Source organism: Thermotoga caldifontis AZM44c09, assembly GCF_000828655.1.
GTDB classification, from domain to species: domain Bacteria; phylum Thermotogota; class Thermotogae; order Thermotogales; family DSM-5069; genus Pseudothermotoga_A; species Pseudothermotoga_A caldifontis.
Genome location: NZ_AP014509.1, coordinates 440715 through 464023, shown reverse-complemented (window position 1 = coordinate 464023; position 23309 = coordinate 440715). Strand labels below are relative to the sequence as shown.

20 protein-coding genes are annotated in these 23309 nt (G+C 48.7%); 7 read left to right on the top strand and 13 right to left on the bottom strand.

The genetic code is table 11. The features are described from left to right. Nucleotides 1–2: 2 nt before the first annotated feature. The 4 genes from TSP01S_RS02250 to TSP01S_RS02235 form a co-directional block, all read right to left on the bottom strand. A complete protein-coding gene (locus TSP01S_RS02250; protein ID WP_041076108.1) occupies nucleotides 3–989 on the bottom strand; it encodes an ABC transporter permease in 987 nt (328 codons plus the stop codon). Then, nucleotides 986–2356 carry a M14 family zinc carboxypeptidase gene (locus TSP01S_RS02245; protein WP_041076107.1) on the bottom strand — a complete coding sequence of 457 codons (1371 nt, stop codon included), beginning with the start codon at nucleotides 2354–2356 and terminating at the stop codon, nucleotides 986–988. Before TSP01S_RS02245 ends, TSP01S_RS02250 begins: the two co-directional genes overlap by 4 nt. Nucleotides 2357–2402: 46 nt before the next feature. Continuing rightward, nucleotides 2403–4496 (bottom strand): peptide ABC transporter substrate-binding protein, encoded by a 2094-nt coding sequence (locus TSP01S_RS02240; RefSeq protein ID WP_041076105.1) that lies wholly within the window; start codon nucleotides 4494–4496, stop codon nucleotides 2403–2405. Nucleotides 4497–5174: 678 nt separating this feature from the next. Next, a complete protein-coding gene (locus TSP01S_RS02235; RefSeq protein WP_231848591.1) occupies nucleotides 5175–6026 on the bottom strand; it encodes an isocitrate lyase/PEP mutase family protein in 852 nt (283 codons plus the stop codon). Between the two features lie 172 nt (nucleotides 6027–6198). On the opposite strand from TSP01S_RS02235, the gene TSP01S_RS02230 reads away from it, so the two are divergent. From TSP01S_RS02230 to TSP01S_RS02215, 4 genes are read left to right on the top strand one after another with little or no spacing between them, the layout of a single operon-like run. Continuing rightward, nucleotides 6199–7170, top strand: coding sequence for a tripartite tricarboxylate transporter substrate binding protein (locus TSP01S_RS02230; RefSeq protein WP_041076101.1), 972 nt, complete (start codon nucleotides 6199–6201; stop codon nucleotides 7168–7170). Nucleotides 7171–7217: 47 nt separating this feature from the next. After that, nucleotides 7218–7652 carry a tripartite tricarboxylate transporter TctB family protein gene (locus TSP01S_RS02225; RefSeq protein WP_041076099.1) on the top strand — a complete coding sequence of 145 codons (435 nt, stop codon included), beginning with the start codon at nucleotides 7218–7220 and terminating at the stop codon, nucleotides 7650–7652. A gap of 12 nt (nucleotides 7653–7664) precedes the next feature. After that, a complete protein-coding gene (locus TSP01S_RS02220; protein WP_041076098.1) occupies nucleotides 7665–9167 on the top strand; it encodes a tripartite tricarboxylate transporter permease in 1503 nt (500 codons plus the stop codon). 25 nt (nucleotides 9168–9192) lie between these two features. Further along, on the top strand, nucleotides 9193–9852 hold the full coding sequence (locus tag TSP01S_RS02215) for a GntR family transcriptional regulator (RefSeq protein ID WP_144380610.1): 660 nt from the start codon (nucleotides 9193–9195) through the stop codon (nucleotides 9850–9852). 52 nt (nucleotides 9853–9904) lie between these two features. Here the strand turns inward: TSP01S_RS02215 and TSP01S_RS02210 are convergent, their stop codons facing one another. From TSP01S_RS02210 to TSP01S_RS02185, 6 genes are all read right to left on the bottom strand, one after another. Next, nucleotides 9905–10735: a MurR/RpiR family transcriptional regulator gene (locus TSP01S_RS02210; RefSeq protein WP_041076094.1), complete on the bottom strand. Its 831-nt coding sequence runs from the start codon at nucleotides 10733–10735 to the stop codon at nucleotides 9905–9907. After that, a complete protein-coding gene (locus TSP01S_RS02205; protein WP_041076092.1) occupies nucleotides 10728–11624 on the bottom strand; it encodes an ROK family protein in 897 nt (298 codons plus the stop codon). The genes TSP01S_RS02210 and TSP01S_RS02205 overlap by 8 nt, the downstream gene beginning before the upstream one ends. Then, a complete protein-coding gene (locus TSP01S_RS02200) occupies nucleotides 11621–12436 on the bottom strand; it encodes a carbohydrate ABC transporter permease (protein ID WP_041076090.1) in 816 nt (271 codons plus the stop codon). The genes TSP01S_RS02205 and TSP01S_RS02200 overlap by 4 nt, the downstream gene beginning before the upstream one ends. Before the next feature lie 2 nt (nucleotides 12437–12438). Then, the gene (locus TSP01S_RS02195) at nucleotides 12439–13236 is read right to left on the bottom strand and encodes a carbohydrate ABC transporter permease (RefSeq protein WP_171816795.1); all 798 of its coding nucleotides are present in this window, start codon (nucleotides 13234–13236) and stop codon (nucleotides 12439–12441) included. Between the two features lie 142 nt (nucleotides 13237–13378). After that, nucleotides 13379–14674 (bottom strand): ABC transporter substrate-binding protein, encoded by a 1296-nt coding sequence (locus tag TSP01S_RS02190; protein WP_041076088.1) that lies wholly within the window; start codon nucleotides 14672–14674, stop codon nucleotides 13379–13381. Beyond that, on the bottom strand, nucleotides 14671–15354 hold the full coding sequence (locus tag TSP01S_RS02185) for an N-acetylmannosamine-6-phosphate 2-epimerase (protein WP_041076086.1): 684 nt from the start codon (nucleotides 15352–15354) through the stop codon (nucleotides 14671–14673). The genes TSP01S_RS02190 and TSP01S_RS02185 overlap by 4 nt, the downstream gene beginning before the upstream one ends. Nucleotides 15355–16102: 748 nt before the next feature. Here TSP01S_RS02185 and TSP01S_RS02175 point away from each other — a divergent pair. Further along, on the top strand, nucleotides 16103–16540 hold the full coding sequence (locus TSP01S_RS02175; RefSeq protein ID WP_041076082.1) for a pyrimidine dimer DNA glycosylase/endonuclease V: 438 nt from the start codon (nucleotides 16103–16105) through the stop codon (nucleotides 16538–16540). A 178-nt stretch (nucleotides 16541–16718) separates the two neighbouring features. Here the strand turns inward: TSP01S_RS02175 and TSP01S_RS02170 are convergent, their stop codons facing one another. Together TSP01S_RS02170 and TSP01S_RS02165 are read right to left on the bottom strand one after the other, a co-directional pair. Further along, on the bottom strand, nucleotides 16719–17315 hold the full coding sequence (locus TSP01S_RS02170) for a GNAT family N-acetyltransferase (RefSeq protein ID WP_041076080.1): 597 nt from the start codon (nucleotides 17313–17315) through the stop codon (nucleotides 16719–16721). Then, nucleotides 17315–18997, bottom strand: a complete 1683-nt coding sequence (locus tag TSP01S_RS02165) for a sensor domain-containing diguanylate cyclase (RefSeq protein ID WP_041076079.1) — start codon at nucleotides 18995–18997, stop codon at nucleotides 17315–17317. The genes TSP01S_RS02170 and TSP01S_RS02165 overlap by 1 nt, the downstream gene beginning before the upstream one ends. 225 nt (nucleotides 18998–19222) lie before the next feature. Between TSP01S_RS02165 and TSP01S_RS02160 the strand changes: the two genes are divergently transcribed. Both TSP01S_RS02160 and TSP01S_RS02155 read left to right on the top strand, forming a co-directional pair. Beyond that, nucleotides 19223–20221 (top strand): glycosyltransferase, encoded by a 999-nt coding sequence (locus tag TSP01S_RS02160; RefSeq protein WP_231848590.1) that lies wholly within the window; start codon nucleotides 19223–19225, stop codon nucleotides 20219–20221. After that, on the top strand, nucleotides 20214–20828 hold the full coding sequence (locus TSP01S_RS02155) for a glycerol-3-phosphate acyltransferase (RefSeq protein ID WP_041076077.1): 615 nt from the start codon (nucleotides 20214–20216) through the stop codon (nucleotides 20826–20828). Before TSP01S_RS02160 ends, TSP01S_RS02155 begins: the two co-directional genes overlap by 8 nt. Before the next feature lie 12 nt (nucleotides 20829–20840). On the opposite strand, the gene TSP01S_RS02150 is transcribed toward TSP01S_RS02155, so the two are convergent. Next, a complete protein-coding gene (locus TSP01S_RS02150) occupies nucleotides 20841–23294 on the bottom strand; it encodes a vWA domain-containing protein (RefSeq protein ID WP_052463457.1) in 2454 nt (817 codons plus the stop codon). Nucleotides 23295–23309: the final 15 nt, after the last annotated feature.

The following is a 23309-nucleotide window of genomic DNA, read 5'->3' as shown; positions in this document are numbered from 1 at the left end:
TCTCACACCGCCTTTTCACCCAGTCTGATCCTCGGATCCACGATCACGTAGAGTATGTCCGCGAGCAGGTTCGAGAGCAGCGTGATCACGGCGAGAAACATCAGACAGTTTATCGCCAGGTTGTAATCGCTCGCCAGCACCGCCTCGTAGATGAGCCTACCCATACCTGGCCAGGAGAAGATCGTCTCGATGATCAACGCACCTCCGAAGAAATAGGGTATGTCCAGTGCGATGATGGTTATTATCGGGATAAGCGCGTTCCTCAGGGCGTGTTTCAGTATCACCCTTCTTTCATCCGCTCCCTTCGAATAGGCAGTCCTGATGTAGTCCTGGTCCAGAACTTCCAGCAGGGCAGTCCTGATGTACCTGACCCAGTAGGCCACCTGCACCAATCCGAGCACGAGCGCGGGTAGGGCCAGATGTTTAAGCCTGTCGAAGAAAACGTTCCAGAAACCGCTCACACCGTACGTCTGAACGCCCGTCACGGGGAACCATCCCAGCCACACGGAGAAAACGATTATGGCCATCAGCGCGAACCAGAAGGTCGGCATGGATATGCCGATGAACGCCAGAACGGTGAAGAAATAATCGAAGAAAGAATATTTCTTCACCGCCGAGTAGATACCTATGGGGAAAGCGACAAACAGGCCTATCAGCCAGGCCGTTATCGTCAAAAGCAGCGTGTTTGGAAGACGTTTCAGTATTATCCCGAGCACGGGTTGTTTGTACATCGAAGAGTACCCCAGATCGGCCCTGAGGAAACTCCAGAGCCACACCGCGTAGCGAACTATGAGAGGATCGTCCAGATGATAGTATTTTCTCAACTCGGCGATCCTGGCGGGATCACGCGCCATGGCCCTCGGGTTTTCCATCCTCATGGCCAGCAATGGATCACCGGGCATGGCGTTCAGGATGAGAAAGATGATGAGAGAGATCAGAAAGAAGATGGGTATCAACTCGAGAAACCTTATCAGAAGATACCTCTTCAAGACTCGGAACCTCCCTGGAGATACCAGGCCGTGTGCAGGCCCGCAAGCAACTGGATGGCGACCAGATTCTTTATCGGGATTGCCCTGTAATTCAAATTCTTGTACAGATAATCGATCTTCTCCTCGAAAGCTTCCTCCACTTTTTGCTTCAACTCTTTCAGCTTTTCATCCTCTCTCAGGCTCAGAACACCGTCTATCAACCTTTTGAGCATGCCTAAGCTCAGACTCTGGTAGAATTGAGTCACGTACAGATTGTCAAACACCTCTGCGACCGTGGCCTTCCTCTCGAGTTCCGGATCCGTCTCGATCCAGTGTCTTTCCGCTTCTAAATGCGCCGGCATGGTTTCCACGTAGTTCTTCAGCGTCTCGTAGAACGCGAAATTTTTGGCCTCCTCAAAGCTCGCACAGTACTCGAACGGCTCTTTGATCTTTTCGTAATGCTCTTTGGACCTCTCCCACGCGATCAATTTGGCCTGTCTCCTGCTCATGTTTGCTTCCGATGTGTCTTCGATCCTGGGATCGTAATAGTAGGGTACCTCGCACACCAGTGAAAAAGTGTTTGCGACCCTGCTCGCGTACTCGTCCGAACTGGCACCAGCTCTGATGATCTGTGCAGGATCCACACTTGCATGCTTTTCGAGATAGTCGTACTCCTCACTGATGGGAAACAGCTTGTAAACAGCCTTGGAAAGAGTCTTCGCGTACGGAACTTCCGGTTCTCCGAGCGAGAGTGGCACGCCGAACATGGACGGTATTTTCTGATAGATCTCGTACAGTGGTTCTGCCTCTTTGCTTATGTAGTAGTACACGCCTCCGAAACCCGCGTTGTGCAGAGAGTACATGAAGGAAGGTCTGGTTTCGTCGATGATCTTCATCAACACCTGCGTCTCCGGAAGCGGGTTGTGGAAGTGCAAAGTCTTGTAATCCACCGGGAACGTCCATTCGACCTGCAGGTATCCAGGAGGTCTGTAGAAATGCTGTGCGTAGCTCCTTATGGATTCTGGATTTGAAAACCACCCTTCGTTCAACTTCGTCCCGTCTGGATCGATCACCTTTATGATGTACCAGGTGTAGTCAAACTGAGATCTGAATTTTTCATCGCTCGCGAGCTTCTCAGCGAGAAAGTCCAGCATCATCGCACCTATGGGTTCGTTGGGATGTGGACAACCAAAGAGCAACGCGTTCCGCGATCCACCCTTGATCTTTATCAACTTTATGGGATGATTCTTCCGTGAGTATCCGGCCACCGTGACTTCCACGACGTCTGGGAATTTCTTTGCAAGTTGGTCCGTTCTCTGGTCTAATTCGTCCACGTAGAAGAATCTTTTATAGTCAGGAATTTCTTTAACCACGCTCTGAAAGTCCATCTTCGATCCTCCTCTAAAAAGGCGGGGGGGAAGATCCCCCCACCTTTCATCTGACCTCGGTGTCTATGTACCAGTTGTAGATGATCCAGCCGAGTCCGCTGTCGTACGTTGAGTTGAAGCTCTTTATGTACTTCTTTGCGAAGTGCGGTGTTGGATCGGAGATGAGTGGCAGAACCGGCAGATCGTTCGTCCACAGTGCGAAGTGTTTCTTGTAAAGCTCCACTCTCTTTTCGTAAGATACTTCCTTCGCCATCTGCGCGAGTATCTCGTCGTTCTCGGGATTCGACCAGCCCGTGTAGTTGGTTCCGCCCCAGTTGTTCTCCTCGGACGGTATCATGTCCGAACCCCAGTAGTTCAGAGCTTCGTCGCTCACGCCGTAGCCCCAGCCTGTCAACCAGGCGTCGAACTTGCCCATGGGCGCCTCTTCCCAGATCACCAGAGCCGGTTTGGCTTCCAGCTTCACGTTGATACCCACTTTCTTGAGCATGCCCTGAATCAGCTGTGCCATGAGTTCCGCCTGGCTGCTTCCAGCACCGTATATGAGGGTGAACTCGAAGATCTTGCCGTCCTTTTCGAGCCAGCCCTGTTTGTTCTTCTTCCATCCAGCTTCGGCCAGCAACTGTTCCGCCTTCTTCGGATCGTATGGATATTTCTTTATGTGGTCTCCCTTCAAAGCGTCCCTCATGATGTGGATCTCCGTGATCCAGGTGTCCATTATCTGGCCAAGACCGAAGAAGACCACCTGGTTCAACTGCTGGCGATCTATCGCGTACAGAATGGCCTGCCTGACTCTGATATCGGAGAAGAGTGGGTGCGGTTTGCTGACGTCGTTCGGATCTCTGAAGTTCAGATCCAAAGTCCACAGCGCGACGTTCGGAGTGAAGTAAACGTTGAAGATGTCGCCCCTTTCTTTCTGTAACTGCAAGCTCTGCTTCAGGTCCAGCGTGTACCTTCCAAAGTCTATCTCGCCTTTGAGAGTGGAAGCGAATATGACGTCGCTGTCCGGGATGATCTTGAAGATGATCTGGTCGATGTTCGGTCTGCCCATGTAGTAATCATCGAACGCTTCGAGTGCTATGTACTGACCTTCGACGTATTCTTTGAACTTGTATGGTCCAGTCATGACCGGGTTGAACATGACCTTCTGCACGAACGCGTCCCAGTTCCCGGTCGCCTTGGCCTTTTCAAAATCTTCCCTGAACAGATGTTCCGGCAACTGGAACCATCCGTAGTAGTAAGCGTAGACCGAAGAACCAAGTTCCATACCGGGCACCGGGTGGGGCAGATAGATGGTGAAGGTGTAGTCGTCTATGATTTCCACCTTCTGAACCAGCTTCTCGAAATAGTTCGTAGTGACGGGCGCGTCGGAGATCATCACTTCCCACTGGAACTTCGCATCTCTCGCCGTCACGGGATGACCGTCGTGCCACTTCATGCCCTTCCTCAACTCGAAGGTGATCGCCACCGATCCATCCGGCAGGATCTTGATCAAACCGTTTTCCAGGCTGGGCAATCTCTTTATCATCCTCGGATGGTAGAAACCGTTGTCGTCTGTTCCTGTGTACCCATCTCCCATGATGTTGCAGAGCGTCCACGTCAATCCTGAGGAAGTGAACAGAGTGTTGAACCCTTTCGGATTCGCAATGGTTGCCGTAACGATCGTTCCACCACGTTTTGGAGGATACAGCGCCTGATAGAACGATCTTGCCGCCTCAGCCCTGGTGATGGGTGAGAAAGGTTCAAGGAGATGCCCATAACGATAATCCAAAAGTTGCCTGTCGCTCCTGAAGGCAAGCGTGAATGCACCGACGGCTTCGGGTGGAACTTTGTCCTCATCGTTGGCGAGCGTACAGATTTCCTTGAACTTCGCCGCTTCCCCTTCGAGGCCCAGCACCTTGACCAGCGTCACGATGAAATCTTTTCTGAGCACAGGCTCAGACCCTGACTTGACCAGGTTTTCCTTACCCGGGAAAGCCTTCGCCACTGCGTCGTGGAACTCGTCCCACGTGAGCGGGGCATCGTCGATAATTTTGAGAATGCCGAGCTTCTGGATCACGGGTGCTGCTTCCTGAAGACTGATCTGAGCGAGGAACAGCGTTGCGAGGGCCAGAATCAGGACGGCAACCAGGAACTTCCGCATCACATCACCCCCATGGCTGTATTTGTGAAGATTATAGATGAGCAGGCCTGAAAGTGTCAACAAGTCAAATCTTTTCGTGACTCTTACCCCTTCATCGGTTTGAGAGCAATGAAGGTTTTAGTACATTCCGTTTCCTGATAGAAGAGCCCCGCAGGCCTTGTTTATAAAAACGGCGATCGGAGACGAATGCACGCACGGTTGTTGTAACTTGTTAAACTCATTGATTTCGCTGTGAACCACTGCCAGGAAGCTTTTTTTACTACGCCGGAAGGGATCAGACACGCAACGGAAGACTCTAAAGACAGTCACAGAAAGATACAGGTGGAAGATGCCGAGTGTAAATGATGTTCGTTGTCTTTGTCTGTATCTCGAAATCGCGCCGGAATTCTTCTCCACCAGGTTTTCATTTCCCCATACTGGAAGCTCGTTCCGAGATCTTTCACATGTCTCAAGAAATGGCTTCTTTATGTGGTCGAGAGAAACCATTCATCCGCCAAATTTGTACTGTATCCTTGCCAGATTCACCATTCAGTGGATTTTGAACGTGCAAACGTTCTTTGATCCTCACCTACTCGGTGAAACGGGTACGAATCGATCTGACATGGTCCAGGAAATCGGCACCACGTCGGCTACAAGTAAAAAACAGGGAGCGTAGCTCCCTGCATGGTTCGGACTTTTTCAATGTGAGTACTTCGATTCCAGCTCTCTCCATCTTTTGTACCCAACGATCTCGTTGAATTCCGACCAGCTGACACCCAGATCAACGACTTTCTGAAAGTTTCCCTCTTTCAACGCTTTCAGAGCTTCAATCATGGCTTTGGTGGCTGGATACAGACACACCATCGGTATGGACAGGTATCTCACACCGACCTTGACGAGTTCGCCGAAGTCAAATAGGGGGGTCTTACCACCGGGTATGATGTTGAAAGATATGGGTTTAGGAACTTCGCGAACCAGTGTTCTGACTTCTTCGATGGATTGTGGTGCTTCCACGTAGATGTAATCTGCACCTGCCTCTGCATAAGCTTTCGCACGACGCAGAACTTCTTCAAAACCTGCGACAGACCTCGCGTCGGTTCTCGCTCCTATGACGAGGTCTGGATTTTCTTCGTTTCTTGCATCCACAGCCGCTTTTATTTTGCTGACCATTTCCTCCAGAGATACTATGCTTTTACCTTCCATATGCCCACATCTTTTCGGCCAGACCTGATCCTCGAGCCTGACACCCGCAACGCCTATCCTGGCGAAATTTTTCACAGTCCAGTAAACGTTGAGCGCGTTACCGTAGCCAGTGTCTATGTCGGCATCGACTGGAAGATCTGTCGCGTTGACGATCGTTCTGACCCTTTCAAGCATTTCAGCGTATCCCACCAGCCCTATGTCTGGTTGGCCAATCAGCGAAGCGGATATACCATAGCCTGTCGTTCCAACCACTTCGAAACCCGAAAGCTCTATCAAACGCGCTGAAAGTGCGTCGTAAGCGCAAACCCTCAGAGTCAGCTTTCCCTCACGGTTGAGATATTCTCGCAACTTACGTGCTCTTTCCCGTGCTCTCCACTCGGCCATTCGACTTCCCCTCCTTAAAATCGAGATGAATCTTGTAACTTGACCTCCGCGTTCTTTAATCTGTATAATACATGATGTAATATATGACATCCTATATGATATCATACCTGATAGAAACCTTCAAGGAGGTGGGCCAATGAAGGCGAAACTTCTCACGATGGTCGTTCTATCTGCCCTGGCCGTGTCACTCTTCGCAGCTTATCCAGACAGACCTCTCAACTTCATAGCGCCCGGTGGACCTGGAGGCGGATGGGACACGACGATAAGGGTCGTAGCACAGGTTCTGAAGGAAACAGGTCTTGTCACTCAACCGATCGTTGTCACAAACATGCCCGGTGGTGGCGGAGGAGTGGGCCTGGCGCACATGCAGACCAAGAAAGGTGATCCTTACACAATTATTGTCTTCTCGCCTCCGTTGTTGCTGATCAACTTGACCGGCCAGACGCAGTACTCTTTCAGAGATCTAACTCCACTGGTGATGCTCATACACGACTACGGTGCCTTCGCGGTCTCGAAGAAGTCCAAGTTCAACAGCATCACCGAAGTGATGGAAGCTCTGAAGAAGGACCCAAAGAGTGTCAAGGTGGGTGGCATATCTGCCTTCGGTTCTATGGATCACATTCAGTTCCTGATCGCCGCAAAGGCTGCCGGGGTTCAGAACCTCAAGGACATAACCTACGTGTCGTTCCAGGAGGGTGAGCACCTTGCCGCCCTGCTCGGAGGACACATCGACGTGCTTTCAACCGGTCTCGCCGAGGTTACAACGGCATTCCAGACGGGTACCATAAAGGTTCTCGCCATCACGGCCCCTCAAAGAGTTTCTGGAATCCTCGCGAACGTACCGACCTTGAAGGAAGAAGGCATCGACGCAGAATTTGTGAACTGGCGCGGTTTGTTCGGGCCACCGGAGATGCCAGACTACGCAGTGGAGTACTGGATAAACACACTGTCAAAGATGGTACAAACGATGGAATGGGAAAGGTACGTGGCAAAGTACAACTGGACCAAGGCGTTCATGCCCGGCAAAGAGTTCCTGAACTATCTGGAGAAGGTCAACGAAGAATACAAAGCGGTGCTAAAAGAGCTCGCTCTGTACAAGGGTGAATGAGTATTCCCGCGGGGTAACTGCCCCGCGGGTTTCTGGAGGGATTTTCCATGAAAGATAAATACCTGTCTGCCGTGGTGCTTGCTTTTGGAGTTATTTACACGATCGCCGCCTGGAATTTGCCCAGAGCTCCTGTTGGAAATCCTCTCGGACCTGTTTATTTTCCACTCGGACTTGGATTACTCGTGACGATAATAGGTTTCTTGATGCTTTTACAGAGTCTGAAAGTGCGTCATGAAGAACACGCACCCTTAAAACTCGGAAAAAGTGCATACCAAATTTTAGCGACCCTCGCGCTTTGTGTGGCCTATGCGTTGATGTTCAACAGGCTTGGATTTTTACTTTCCTCTTTTATTTTCTTGAGTGCCCTTTTGATTCTACTGAACGGACCCAGAAAATGGTTGATGAGCCTTAGCATTTCCATAATCTACACCGTTGGGGTCTGGTATCTGTTCGAGAAAGTCTTCCTGATAAACCTCCCGTAGGGGTGATTGCACATGGCTACGTTGGAGTATTTGATGTACGGATTCAAAGTTGTTTTCCTGCCATCCAACTTTTTCTGGCTGACACTTGGATGCTTCTTGGGCACCATCATCGGTATGCTCCCGGGTCTCGGACCGGCCACGGGCATAGCCTTACTTTTGCCGTTAACATTCGTCATGAAACCAGAGACTGCTTTGATAACAATGTGTGCGATCTTCTATGGTGCGATGTTCGGGGGCTCAAGGAGTTCGATTTTGCTGAACATCCCAGGTGATGGTTCGGCTGTGGCGTCGTGCTTCGATGGTTACCCGATGACTCTGAAGGGAGAGGCAGAAGCAGCACTGGCGATATCAGCGATAGCGTCTTTCATAGGCGGTTTGATATCTTCAATCGCTTTCGTCTTATTGGCTCTGCCACTCGCAAAGATCGCACTCATGTTCGGACCACCGGAGTACTTCGCCTTGATGGTCCTCGCTCTCACGGCAACGGCTTCCATGTCCGAAGGAAAGGTTCTGAAAGGCCTTCTTTCCATGGCCCTCGGCTTGATGATCTCGATGGTTGGACTCGACCCCCAATCTGGGGTTTCCAGGTTCACCTTTGGCAACCTTGAACTGCAGGGTGGGATAGATTTTGTCGTGGTGATCATAGGTATCTACGGTCTGGGTGAAGTTTTCAAAAATCTGGAAAAAATTGGCCGCGGAGAGATGTTGCAGCCGATAAAGAAAAAGTTCGGCAAAATCTGGATCACCAAAGAGCAGTGGAAACGCAGCTTGGTACCGATGCTCAGGGCAACACCCATAGGTTTCTTGATAGGTATCCTGCCAGGTGCTGGTGGTACCATAGCGGCCCTCATGTCGTACAACGTTGAAAAAAGGCTTTCGAAAGAACCTGAAAGGTTCGGTAAAGGAGCAATAGAAGGTCTGGCCGCACCGGAAGCAGCGAACAACGCTTGTTCCATCGGTGCGATACTTCCCACACTCACGCTGGGTATTCCAGGTTCTGGAACCGCTGCGATCATGCTTGGAGCTTTGATGATCTACGGTCTTCAACCTGGGCCGCTCCTGTTCGAGTTCCATCCAGAGATCGGTTGGGGTGTGGTCGCGAGTTTGTTCGTTGGTAACTTCGTGGCCGCCATTATGAACCTTCCACTCGCTGGTTTGCTTGTGAGAATCCTGGCAGTTCCGCCGAAGATACTCTATCCTCTGATAACGGCTCTGTGTTTCATAGGAGTTTACGCCATCAACCTGAGCGTCGTGGATTTCTATCTGCTGATTCTGTTCGGTGTTCTCGGTTATGCAATGAGAAAGCTTGAAATTCCAACTGCTCCCATGATACTCGCCAGTGTCGTGGGCAGAAAGTTTGAGCAATCCTTCAGACAATCTTTGATGATCTCTGGAGGAGATTTTTCCATCTTCTTCAAATCCGGCATATCGGTGACTCTGCTGATTCTGGCAGTTTTGTCGCTCGTTTATCCTGTCATCTCGGCAGCGATGAGGAAGAAACGCCACGCGATATAATTGACGACAGAGCGGGGGATTCTTGGTGGAAGCCATAAAACGTGCTTCTTTGAAGGAAGAAGTTCTCAGTAAAATCAAAGAATTCATAATGAAGGGACGATTCGCACCCGGTCAAAGGATCGTGATCGATGCACTGGCGAAAGAACTCGGTGTCAGTGTCACACCAGTCAGGGAAGCACTGCACCACCTCGCAGCCGAAGGATTGGTCTCAATCGAGCCGAGGAAAGGGTTCACGGTGAAGAAATGGGAAGCTAAGGAAATAGAAGATCTACTGTATCTGAGGATGTACCTTGAAAAACTGGCCGTGAAGCTGTTCATCGAAAAGGCCTCAGAGCGGGATATAAACGATCTTGCAGCGATCATCGAGCGGATGGACAGATCCGTGGAAGCTTCCGATCTGGAAAGTTTGACAGCGCTCAATTCGCAGTTTCACAGAAAAATCCTGCAGGGTTCAGGGAACCAGGAACTCCTCAAGATCATGGAATCTTTGAGTGCGAAGCTTCACAGAGTGAGAATTCTTTCGCTTTCGTACCCGGGCAGGATGGGGCAGTCACGTACCGAACACAGAACCATCTTCGAAGCCATAAAGGCGAGAGACATCCCCAAGGCGGAAAAAGCCGTGGAAGAACACATCAAGAATGTCATGACTGTACTTCTAAAGAGGGCGCAGGAAGGATTGATCTGAGTGGACTCGATGTTTTTAGGTTCTCACGTTCCAACTTGTTGATGAATGGGGATCAATATATCCATTTCTCCACCGCGCTTGCGGTTTTCTTTATTGCCTCGTTCGCCTTTAAACCGAGCAGTGATTTCGTGTATTCAAAGAGCACCTCAAGCACGTGTAGCTGAGCTATTTTGGACCGTATCGCTCCACTCTGGAAGGGACTTTCTCTTATGGAGGTCAGTAAAACGAAATCAGAAAACTTCGTCAAGGGTGACTTACTGTAACCAGTCACCGCTACAACGCAGGCGCCGTTTTTTTTCGCCAGAGCCGCCAGGTCCACAACCAGGGCAGTTGAACCACTTTGAGAGAAAGCGAGTACACAGTCTTTTTCGTTGCAATCAGCCAAGAGCATTGCCAGCATGTGAGGATCGTTTGTATATCTCACATCAACACCAATTCGCATGAACTTGTAGAGTGCGTCCAGAGCCGTCACACCCGATGCTCCAACACCGAGCAGATACAATCTCCTGCACGTGGCTATTTTCTCCGCGCAGGAACGCACGACGTTTTCATTCGCAGCCAAGAGCTTCGAGGTTTCCTCTATCGCTTGAATGTGACTCTGCTTTACTTCGAGAATCAGGCTCTCCATCTTCACTTCTTCATGAGCCTGTTGGCCCAAGGTCTTGGCCAAAGCAATCTTGAACGCATGAAAACCGGGAAAACCTATCTTCTGGCAGAACCTAATGATTGTACCCTGACCCAATTTCAACTCATCTGTCAGCTCGGTGATCGTCATGTAGACAACCTTTTCGGGGTTCTCTAAAATGTACCTGGCAAGTGCCGTTTCTTTCTTGGTGAAGCGGTGATGATTGGCTCTTATGAGCGCTTCAACATTTTCAATCACAATTCACCACCCCGGAGAGTTTCTCCTGTGCATAAATTGCCGCACCGATCATACCCGCTTCGTTCTTGAGCATTGAAAGTTCTATTTGTGACGTGTTGTACAGGGATCTACTCGCGTACGGTTCCGCCTTTTTTCTGAGTATCTCAAGTGCATACGGCCCAAGCTCAGAGAATCCCCCTCCAATGACTACGAGGCTTGGATCAAGCGTCAAGAAGAGCTTATCAACCAGCACAGCCAGATCTTCACACATACGTTCGACGGCCCTGATGACTCTCTCTTCCTGCTTCTGGAACATCTCCAGCAGCTGCCTTCTATCCTTTATACCACTGTACCTGTGTAGTACTCTCATGGATATATACTGTTCCGCACAACCTCTCTTGCCACAGTTACAGCTTCTGCCGTTCGGTTTAAGAATCGTGTGTCCTATTTCACCAGCCTCATAGTGCACGCCATGAATCAATTTCCCGTTTACTATAATCCCTCCACCTAACCCTGTACCAATGGTCAGCATCACTAAGTTGTCGACGTTCCGGATCCTGGCCTCACCGAGCGCAGCTGCTCTCGCGTCGTTGAGCACAAAACATGGCGTCTTGTAGCGCTCCGATAAAATCTTAGCTAAGGGAGTGCCTGTCCAGTTTGGAATGTTTGGCGAAGCGTACAGTACAACTCCACGTTCTGAATCTATCCTTCCTGCGCTGGCTATAGCTATAGCGTCAATAATACAACTATTATCATGGACCTGAAAAACTAACTCATCGATGAATTCGATCAGGGACTTTAAAGGATTTTTTCTGCAGACTAGTTTAACGATCATTTCGCCCATTCTATCATCCCGAATCAGAGCACCCTTGATTGATGTCCCACCCATATCCACAGCCGCAATGATCATTCTTTCAGACCCCCACTGAACGCTTCCACCAAGTATTTTTGGACATAAAAAGCAAAAACGAAGGGTGGTATTACTGCCAATGTTGTTGCTGCAGCTATCCTTCCCCACTGCACACCCCAAGCTGTTACGAACAAACTCGCTCCCACGGTGAGGGTAGTAGCCTTCTTTATACTCAGGATCAACGCGAAGAGAAATTCGTTCCAAGAATATATGAAGCTCAGTATAAAAACGGCCGCAACAGATGAAGATATCATAGGTGTGACTATTCTAAACAATACCTGTAGTTCACTCGCCCCATCTAAGCGTGCTGATTCCTCTATTTCCTTTGGTACATCCTGCATGAAACTGCTGAGAAGGCTTAGTGCTATTGGAACGTTGACCAGCATGTGGATTATAATGATCCCCGTTCTAGTGTCTACAAGGTTCAACCGTTTAAAAAGAACGTAGACAGAGGATGCGAATACTATCAAGGGGATGGCTCGAAGGTTGGTCACGAATGAAAACAGAACTTTCGAACCTATGCCGATTTTTACGATCGAGTACGCTGCTGGCAGACATATGAGGATTGTTAATGTTGCAGAAACTAAAGCAATGATCAAACTGTTCAGTAGGAACTTTGAGAACAAGAATGTCGGACTCGTGAATATGTCTCGGTAATGAACGATAGTGGGCTTAAAAAGGATAGGAGGTGGCGATTTAGAAATCACCGCGTTAGATTTGAGTGATGTCATAACGACATTTACAAAAGGAAGATTGAAGATTAGCAGGATGATAATCAGAATTACCCAGTCCACGACTCTTCTGTGTGTCATTTTTACCACCTTCTTTTCATTAGCTTGCTGAAAATGAAAGCTGGTATCATCATGAATGCGAACAAAGTCATTCCAACGGCGCTAGCAAGACCCTGATTTCCCATCGTGAAACCAACTCTGTAGATGTAGATACTTATGCTGGTTGTCAAGGAACCTGGACCACCGCCAGTTAGAACATAAACTGTGTCGAATACTCTGAAAGACTCAAGGAACCTCAGAAATCCACTTACAATGAGTGCGGGAGTTACGTATGGAATAACAATGTAGTTGATTATGTGTAAACGTTTCGCACCATCTATATTAGCTGCTTCGATTAATTGAGGTGGTATTGATATCAGGGCTGCGTATATGACGAGAAAAGTGAAAGGAGTCCACTGAAGGGCATCAACGAATACAAGAGTCCAGAACACATTCTTGGGAGCGAATAAGTCTAGGTCTAAACCAAAGAAAAACTTTATATAGCCAGGAATAAGCCCTATGAAATTGTTCAATAGTATCCTGTTCATCAAACCAAATAGTGAAGGCGCCATAAGGATCGGTGTTATTAAGAGAGTGAATGGCAATCTTAGTCCACGAAATTTGCTGTAATAGAAATAGGCTAGCAAAAAGCCTAAAAATAGCTCAAGAACAGTTGTGATCGAACCAAAAAACAAGCTGAATCGCATTGCATTCCAGAAAGCTGGAGATCGAAACACCTGAACATAGTTTTTGAATCCCACGAAAGGTGAGCTCTCTAAAAAACCGAAGTAGACCTCCTTCAAACTTATGTTTATCGCGGAGACAACCAGATAAACTGTCAAGCCAACGACACTCACCAGGAGGGGGAGCAAGAATAAATAGCCCACTAACCTTCGAGTCATCGTAACTATACGTCACCACCTCACCCGGTTTTATACAAAGAAACCCCGCGGCGCACGCGGGGTTTCGCCCGAAAAGCTGGCGTCACTTCCTCAAAAGAGTTTCACACTCACGTTGTGCCTCCTCAAGAGCCTTTTCAAGCTCGAGTTGTCCAGCCCAATAAGCAGTTAACTTGTTGGACAAGATTTCGAGAATCGCCATGGTTTCACCAGAAGTACTCTCCACATACCCGTATTTTTTCACGTGCTCAGCGATTGCTGGAAATTCAGGTCTCTTGTCACCGAGGGACCGTAGCACAGGCTCAACAGGAGGTATTCCACCATTCTCAGCGTACATCTTCATTGCTTCCTCACTTGCCAAGAACGATAGGAATTTTAAGGCTGCGTCCTTTTTCTTACTGTATTTGCTGAGTGCAACACCGAGGCAATGCACATGTGTTGAAGGTTTTGGGCCCGGTATAGGTCCAATCGCAACTTTGTCGAACACCAGAGGTGATTCCTTCTTATCTGTGAGGATATGGTATGCCGCCGACCATTGGATCATCATGAAAGCCTTCCCCGTTTTAAAAGCTTCGTTGGCTTCTCCAAATTCATATGTCATGACGCCTGGAGGAACTGTACCAAGATCTAACAATTCCTTGTAAAGTGCCGCCGCTTTCTTAGCCGGCTCAGTGTTGATTTTGAAGTTTCCATTTTCATCGAACCATGTTCCACCCATAGACCAAAGCGTATCGTTCCAGATCATTATGTTGTAGACGAGATTCTTCATCTGCAATACATTCCCGTACTCTGTAGGTGACTCCGGGTTGTATTTCTTTGTGAAGAATATTGCCATTGCTTTGTAATCATCCCAATTCCATTCTTCCGGTTTCTTCGGCGACATTCTTACACCAAGATATTTTTCACTCAGCTCTTCGTACTTCGCCTTCCAGGAGGTATCCGTCAGGAGTTTGTCGAGAAGATCTTTTCGATAGTACAGGAAATGATTACTGACATCCAAAGGTAGACCGTACAGAAATCCTTCGAAAGACATACTTTCAAGGGCTGAAGCTATGAAAACTTGCGGGTCCAAGCTGAATCCTTCCAATGGGACCAGATGGGGCGCGAGTCTTCCGATTATGTAGGTCGCCACGAAAACGATGTCTACAGCAGATGATCGGGCATTCAGAAGGGTTTCTTGTTTCTCCCAGAAACCCTCCCTACTGAAATTGATAATCTCAACCTCGATCCCTAGTTTTTTTCCAGTGGTTGAGTTCCAGTAATCTACAACCTTCTGCATCGCTTCGCTTTCAGGACCAGGCCAGTAAACCATGGAAACTTTCGTAGCTGCGAAAACTAAGAGCGCTGAGAACAATGCCAGTGCCACCAGAAACCTCTTCATTCCTCATCCCTCCCCTTTATGATGGTTTTCGCCTTATCCACAAACATCTTGATTACAAGCCAAGGCCTGGTGATGGCTGTTCCTATGACCACAGCGTGCGCACCGAGCTGGAACGCCAGATCTATCTGCTCGAGTGTGGAATAACCTCCCTCAGCTATCACTGGAATATCGAACCTTGCCGCCAACCTTCCAACCAGTGCGATGTTCGGTAGAAGTACATCGGATGTGTAGTCTGTGTAGCCACAGAGTGTCGTAGCGAAATAATCTGGTTTGAGTGGAAACACCTGCTCCGCGTCTTTCTCGTCCGCTATATCCGCAATGATAGCAACATCTGGAAATTGATTTCGCATGAGGTCAAAAAATTTCGCCAGACTCACAGGCCTTTCCCTTCTTGTGCAATCTATGGCTACAAAATCGGCACCAGCATCAATCACACTTTTTGCGTGCTCAAAAGTTGGAGTAATGAAGGTCACGTAGTTTCTATCCTTGACGAGACCTATAACCGGAAGAGAAACGGAATCCTTCACGGCTTTAACGTGCTCTGGCCCATTGGTGCGTATGGCAACAGCCCCAGCCCATTCTGCCGCTTTGGCCATGTTGACAATGAATGAGACATCTTCTATAGGATCACCTGGTTCCAGCTGACAGCTTATGATTATTCCTCTCTTTAGCTGTCTCAAGACGATGCCTCCCGGAGATATTCTCCATTTTGATTATATAACTTGGAGACTATCTCAGTCAAGTGTCAGTAACCAACCTTTAAAGAACGATTACTGTGCTGCGTGAAGAACAAAAACAAAAAGCCCGCGTGTGCGGGCAGATTTTTTCTTTTTGATCTCCGTGCTTTTTCCTTTATTCGTTCTCGATTTTTTGTGTTCACTTCGTTCGAACCGCTCTGTGGCTCCGTTCTTCTGCTATGTTCTCTGCCATGTTCATTCTATTCATTTCACAGATTCGATTTTCACTGTTCGCTCGTACCGTCTCATCGATCTTGTGAACTTCGAAACGTTGCATGGACCTAATGAAATTCTTCGAGAAAGGATTCTTGTGTTGGCCAGCTTCGAACGGGCAACAGATTATTTTTCAGCAGAGTTTCTCAATCGCTCAGAGGTTCGAACTGAATTATTCTTCCTTAATAGATGAACCTGTGATTCACAGAAGCGTTGAAAGTGAACCAGAAGAGCGTGGCAGGATCCTGAAGGATTAGACCTATCCCGCTTACGACGGACCTTTCTCTCTGTGAAAACTTCGGAAGACGTCTCCCATAAGTAAGATACGGACCGAGGGGGAGGGGAAAATTTCGAAAAGTGAGATCAGAAAGGGTTTCCTGATTTTAGAGTGAAATTTTTCCAGTTTCAGAGCGCGTCCCAGAACTTAGTCACGTTTAAGATCTAAACGCTTCACTCTATAATATCGATGGTGGTTTTCGTGAGGCTGTGGTCGATATCTCCTGAATATCTGGATGTGAAAGGTTTGCTCGCAGTGTGGCGGGAAGGATTGCTCGCGAAGAAGGTGCTTGAGGGAAAAACGAAGGGTTACAGGAACCATCCACAGCTTGTCAGGTTCAAAAACTGCAGCGAACCGCTAATAGCGATAAATTCCTTTCTCTATTTCGTGTTCGAAGAGGCCAGAAAGAGAGGCTACAGCTTCGATACTTCCAGGATCGATGCGAGCATCGTCCTGACGAGGATGATTCCCGTCACCACCGGCCAGGTTGAATACGAATTTCACCATCTGTGTAGGAAATTGAGTCTCAGAGACCCTGAGCGATACAAAAACGTGTGTGCAGAGATTCCAGACGAGATACGCGTGAATCCTGTTTTTTACATCGTCGAAGGTCCCATCGAACCGTGGGAAAAGGTTTGAACATCACTGATTCGTCGATATGACGGCATCGAAATACACTTCCATTTCACGCGTTGAAAAACCGTTTGATCTTACTCGTTCATTCTGCACGGCATGAAGACGATGGTGTGTCGGGTTCGTTTCACGTGAAAATACAGATCGTGGCTCACCAGGTTAACGGTTCAGAGCATCCACCTTTTCAAATCGTTCTGCACATCCTGACGAATTCGAACGTTCGATTCGCGAGCCTGATCTTCGACTCTCTTTCGACTTCGAAACCCATCTTCGAATACAGTCTCATCGCGATCTCGTTGTTCTTTTCAACGTCAAGACGCACAGTCGAACAGCCCAATTTTTTGGCCCAATCGAAACAATACTCGAGCATCTCTTTCCCGAAACCTTTGCCTCTGTACTGCGGGTAGACTGCGAAGTTGCTGAGGTAGAATTCTCCCTCTTCGTGTCTTCCAAGCGCCCTGTCAAGCTTGATGAGGCGAAACAACTTCAACAATCCGAGCTGTTCGAGGAGCAATCTGCCAGTTCTCAATCTGTTCTTCACCGCGTACGAACGATCGTAACCGAGCATCATTCCGACGACCTTTCGTTCCAATCTGGCAAAAACACAGCACTCATGGCTGAAGAGATTCGAAGTTTCCACGTACAGCGTTTTGAGGACGTCTTTCACCTTCGGGCCAAACAGTGCTTCGAGGAAGCTTTCCCCGCTCATGAGCGTCAGTTCGGCGAATTCCTGTGCTTCGTGAGGTTCGGCTCGCGAAAAATGCAATCTGTATTCTCGCATCAGCTGGTCTCCCTCTTCAGTTCCTCGTAGAACACGACCTTGACACCTCTCCTCTTCGCTTCATACATGGAAACGTCGGCGAGGCGGATCAGTTCGTCCAAACTCTCGCCATCTGTGGGATAGACGGACACCCCGATCTCCGCCGAGATCTTGAAGGTCTTTCCATCGATTTCGATCGGTTCCTCGATGCCTCTGATGATCCTCTCCGCAATTTTCTTCAAGTCGGACGGAGTACAATCGTACACCAGGGCGACGAACTCGTCTCCTCCAAATCTCGCCACTATATCACTCTCGCGAAGGACTCTTTCAAGCCTTGAACCCACGATCTTCAAAACCTCATCACCGACAGTGTGACCGTACGAATCGTTCACAATCTTGAACTTGCTGAGGTCTATGAAGAGCACCGCGACCGGTTTTTGTTCTCTCCTGGCGAGAGATATCATCTTTTCACCGTAATCCTGGAACAGCCTTCTGTTGGCGAGTCCGGTCAAAGCGTCGTGGTTCGAAAGATACTCCATCATTCGCTCCTGTTGCAGTATCTTTTCCTGGGATCTGAGCCTCGAAATCAGCAGTCCGAGATGGTTCGCAAAGAGGTTGGCTAACTCTACCGTCTCTTCGTTGAACGCATCTTCCCTTTCGAAGTTGTCCAGGTTCAACTGTGCCAGTATCTCACCTTCCACCTCTATGGCGAAGTTCAGACTGCACATGATCTCTTCCAACCTGCCAGCTTTCTGAAGAATTTTGAACATTTCATCGTCGATGCGCCTTTCATAAGAGACCACATCGCTCTTTCTCTTTATCGAAGAAGCACCCTTCACCCAGCGAAAAACGGCCTCGGCAGGAAAAACAACTTTGGAAAGCTCTTTCAGATCGTAGCCAACCGCCGCAACGTACACGTAGCTGTTCTGCCTTTTCACCAAGATACTGCCTGCCTGCGCGTTGGGTATGACTTCGAGCGCCTTCTCGAGTATGGTCTGATACATGCCTTCGAGATTCTCTTCACTCAGGATCATCTTGCTCAGCTCGACGATCGCACTCAGAACATTCCTGTAAGTCCTCTCTCTTTCCAGGAGACGCTTTTGCACATCGAACTGTTTCCTCATGAACGCGAACAGTGCTACAAACATTCCCACAGCAGGTAGTGCGAAAGCGACAGGGAGCAATTCAAAAAACAGCACAAATTTGCTGAATCTGTACTTCAATCCGTACACGAAATCCTTACCGGAGGGAACTATCTCGACGCATTCGATGGCCAAGGATTCGGCAAGCCCTGGGCCATCGACAGTCGCGAGGACAACCTTGCCTGGAACGTGATCTGTGGCTTGGTCGTTGTGGATTTTGAAGCGAAGCAACAGCTTCGTACCCGAGGCAGACACATCGAAGAACTCAAAATCTGCCGGCTCTGAATCCACGATCTTCACATCTTCGACGATGGGATAATTTCTTTTCAGACTTTCAAGTTCAGCCTGCACAGTTTCGAAATCTTCCTCAAGCACTGCACGAAACAATCTGTCACGCTGAAAATGTGACAAACTGATACTTCTGGCAAGATTTTCCACCGCCCGGGTGTACAAATGCTTTGCGAGTTTGATTCTGCGTTCTGCCTCGAAGTGTCTGAACCCGAGCAGAGTGGCGAGAACAAACAGAAAAATCAAGGTTGCGAACAAATACGCTCTTTTCATAGAACACGCTCTCTTGTCTTTTTATTTTAAAACTCAATTCATCACACGTCAATCTCAGCCATTTTTCATTAACTTGACCGAAGAAAGTTTATAGCTCGTTGTTATGGTAAAATCTTTTTGATCATCATTTCACTTTGGGAGGGTTTCAAAATCTTGCTTACGAATTTTTTGAGGCACGCATTTTTGATTCTATCCTGGACCGTTGGGTGGATGTTGTTTTCAAAGATGAGGTTTCTGCGAAGAAAGGTTCCCGCAAGAAGCCCTCTTGTTTCATTGATCGTTCCTGCCAGAAACGAAGAAGAGAACATAGGAAAGATCGTGAAGGCTTTGAAGAAGCAGACTTACGAGAATTTGGAGATCATCGTCGTGAACGACAATTCGACGGACAACACGAGAGAGATCGTTCAGAAGTTCGAGAAAGTCAAGCTTGTCGATCTTTCGAACGAACCGCCGGAAGGCTGGGTGGGCAAAAGCTGGGCGTGCTGGAATGGTTATCTGAACAGCTCCGGCGAGATTCTGATCTTCATGGATGCCGACGTGGAGCCAGCCCCGGAAACCGTCGAGAGCTTGGTTGCTACAGTGCTCGAACACGATGGGTTGGTCTCCGTCTGGCCTTATCAGAGGTTTGAAAAGTTCTACGAACACCTCACGCTGGCCTTCAACATGATCGTGATAGGCTCTATGGGTAGCTTTTCCATCTTCAAGATCAAACCCATGGGCGCATATGGACCCGTCATCGCGGTTGAGAGAAAGAAGTACGAATCGGTCAACGGACACGCCGCTTTCAAAGACGGTGTGCTGGAAGACATAAAGCTTGGTAAACTGTTCCTGCAGAACGGCTACGCTGTCGAGAATTACCTCGGAGGACAGACGATCAAGTTCCGAATGTATCCGGAAGGTTTGAAACAGCTCTTCGAAGGCTTCACCAAGAACATGGCGCTCGGTGCTGGTTCGCTTGGACCTATGTTTTTACTGGTCTTTCTCTGGATGGTGGGACTCTATTCGGCGATGGGCAACGTTTTCTCACTGAATTACATCTTTTATTATCCTCTGTTCGTGGTGCAGATCTATCTCGTATCCCGAAAAACGGGTGATTACACCTTCTGGGACGCGCTCTTCTATCCTGTACATTTTTTGTTCTTCCTGATCGTCTTTTTTGTGTCGCTGTACAAGGTGATCTTCGTGAAGAAAGTGGAGTGGAAAGGAAGGAAGATCCGTGTTTGAAGCGCTCGTCATAGTGCTTCAGTTCCTCTCTGGTTCTGTCATGTACTCTCACATCCTTGCGAAGATGAACAACGTGGATTTGAGAAAGGTTAGAGACGGAAATCCAGGTTCTTCAAACCTCTGGCGCGCCAAGGGATGGAAGTGGGGAGCCATCGCCCTCGGACTGGATTACTTCAAGGGCACTTTCCCACTCTTTCTGTTCATCGCCACAGGCTCGTTGACCAACAGGTACGTGATCTCGCTGGCAGCCTTAGCGGGTGTGGTGGGGCACGCGTTCTCACCCATGCTCAGATTCAGAGGCGGTAAGGCCGTGGCAACGACGTTCGGTGCTTGGTCCGTGCTGACCAAGTGGGAAGCACCGACCATTCTGGGTGCCGTGTTCACTTTTTTCAGCCTTCTGAAGCGAAAAACCACGGTCGAGGAAGACGCCTTCAGAGTGTTTCTCGGCCTGGTTGCACTGTTACCTTACGCGGTGTACAGAGCACTGAACCAGGAGAGTCACATCCTCATCTTTTACGTTGGTAATTTCATCGTTTTGACCTTCAAGCACTGGAAGGATTGGAAGAAATTCTTTTCGACTCGTTTGAACGAGCGTGAGAACCTTTGAGAATTGAAAAGCTCAGAACGTGTAGCTCAGCATCCTTTCGACCCGATCCTTCAGCTCGTCCAGATGGTTCACTTTCAAGGCCATCTCGTAGGTCTTGGTGAGCGTTCCTATGGCATTAAACACGTCGTAGAGGCCTTTGAGAGCCTTTTTCACTTCCGCGAGCTCTGGATAACGCAGTTCGACAATATCTATGAACTCGACGATCAAAGGTATCGTTTCACCAAAAACGATCAGCACACTCTCCCAATCGTCCAGGTTCGACTGATCGATCAGCGCGTCGTGAGAGACGTCGTAGAGGTCGCTCATCAGTTCTTTTCTCATCTCCTCGAAATCTTCCTCCATCTTCATGGATCGTTCGTAATAGTTCCAGTATTCACCGGCATGCGTGTCGACAAAGTTAATCGCATTCGACAGAAGATCTTCCAGTTGCTTCTCGAGAAAAACGGTGAACCTTTTTGTGACGACCGAATTCTTGATGAAATCGTGAGCAACGTCGAACACCTGGGACGGATCGAGTCGCTGTCTCACCCAGTTTCTAACGTGCTCTTCGAAATAATCCACGATCATGCTCGGATCGTTCAAGACTTCGAGCAGTTTGGCTTTGACATGGTTCATGATGTCGTTGACGAGCTCATTTTTCACATAATCTGCGAGTCGATCTATCAATCCTTCTATTGTCACACGCACCGCGATGCCGCTCCAGTTCATTGTTATGATGTCTATCAGAGTGTTGAAGGCAATCGCGAAGATGTGCTTCCCTGACTGCAGAAGCTCGATGATTTCTCCTGCCTTTCTCACCATCGCCGTGGCCTTCTGAAGGACAAAGCCGACATCCTCTGTCGCGTTCTCTTGAACTGCGTCCGCATAGCCTGCGCAGTTTATCATCGCTCCCAATGTAACGTTGAACCTCTTCAAGGCTTCCATTTCTTGGAGCGTGATACCTTTTTCTTGGACGTGCTGGATCCACGCTTCAGCTCGAAGCGAGAATTCCGACATGTTTTCATTACTGATCTTCAGCTTTTTCAATTCCACCAGGAGCCCTCTGGCTCTGTACAGTTCCGTGTCTCGGGCGTACGTCTCAGCAACGAGCTGGGTTGGGGTTGCACCGTGCTTGGTGATTTCGACGAATCCAGAACTCCTCTGGAGTAGCTGGTAGTACTGATATTCCAGCCCTGCGTTCGTTTCGATGACGTAGTAATACCTTCCAGCCCTGACGCTTCCAAAATCTATCACACCGCTTCTGTCGTTCATGCCATGCATTCTTTCACTGATGCGGTCCAGTTCACCCATCGTCTTGTAGAGCTTCATCGAAACGTTGTTTTCCTTTTCGAGAGGACAGCCCGCTTCATCGTGGACGAAGAACTTGACGTTTCTCACCCACGCCTGCAGGTTTTCATCTTGAGGCTGGAATGCGAAGCGCGTTGAGACGTTTGAACCCTTCAAAAGAACATCGACCTCGATCTTGCTGACGGACCTATAAGCGGTCCAGTCGCTGACCCAAGCGAGGTAGTATTTCGAATCCACCAGAGGCAAGGCTTTCAACTCTATCTGGTTTTGATCGAACGGCCAATCGAGCCTTTTCACGCTGGGATTGATCCTTTCGAGCGCGTCGAAGTTGTTTTCCTTCACCTTGGCGTTCACCTTCGGTGAGTAGCACTCTGCAAGTTCAACCTTCGCCATCCGATCTTCCAGTGGTTGACAGTAATAGAGTTGAATGTTCTTTTCCCTCAGCGCGATGTCCGCAGCGCTCATACTGCTCACACATCCCGAACGGAAATACCAGTTTGGCCCGTATACCGAATCGGTGTACACGTCGGTTATGATCACGACGATCTTGCGTGCATCGTCTCTCCAATTTAGATTCAAACACCAGAGCAACGTGTCATAACCCCAGGTGAGGTTCCACCACTCACCCCAGGTGCCGATCTCGTCGATGGCCCTTCTTATTTCATCGACCATCATGGGCCCGAAGAAACGCGTCCGGTAGTTTGGAATGGGCCATTCCGGTTCGCCCTCCGTTTCGTACAAACTCACGAACATTCGAAAGTCCGTGTTCGCTTCGATCAGCCTATCGAGGAAGGCGTGCAACTGCTCTTTGATGTTTTCGATGTGTGGTTCCATAGAGCCGGTGCCATCGATGAAGAAGGCTATGTCGAGTCTGTCCGAGTTGATCGATTTTTCCCAAAAGCCGGGGCCTCCGAACGTGTAGGAAGAACTTTCAAAAGGTGGAGAGATCGTCTTCTGTGCGATGAACCTTCCAGCTTCATCGTAAGCTCTCTCAACGATCTGAAAATCTTCAGCCTTCAATCCATTCACGAAATCTCCTGCATCGTCCTTCACAGTCACGGAACACCACAACGCGTTCCAGAGTCCGCTCGGCCACCAGATTTCATGTTCGCACAGAAAAATTTGCCGAGCAAAAACCAGACCAGCCAGGCACATGAGGCAAAGGACCGAGGTCCTCATATTAATCCCCCCTTG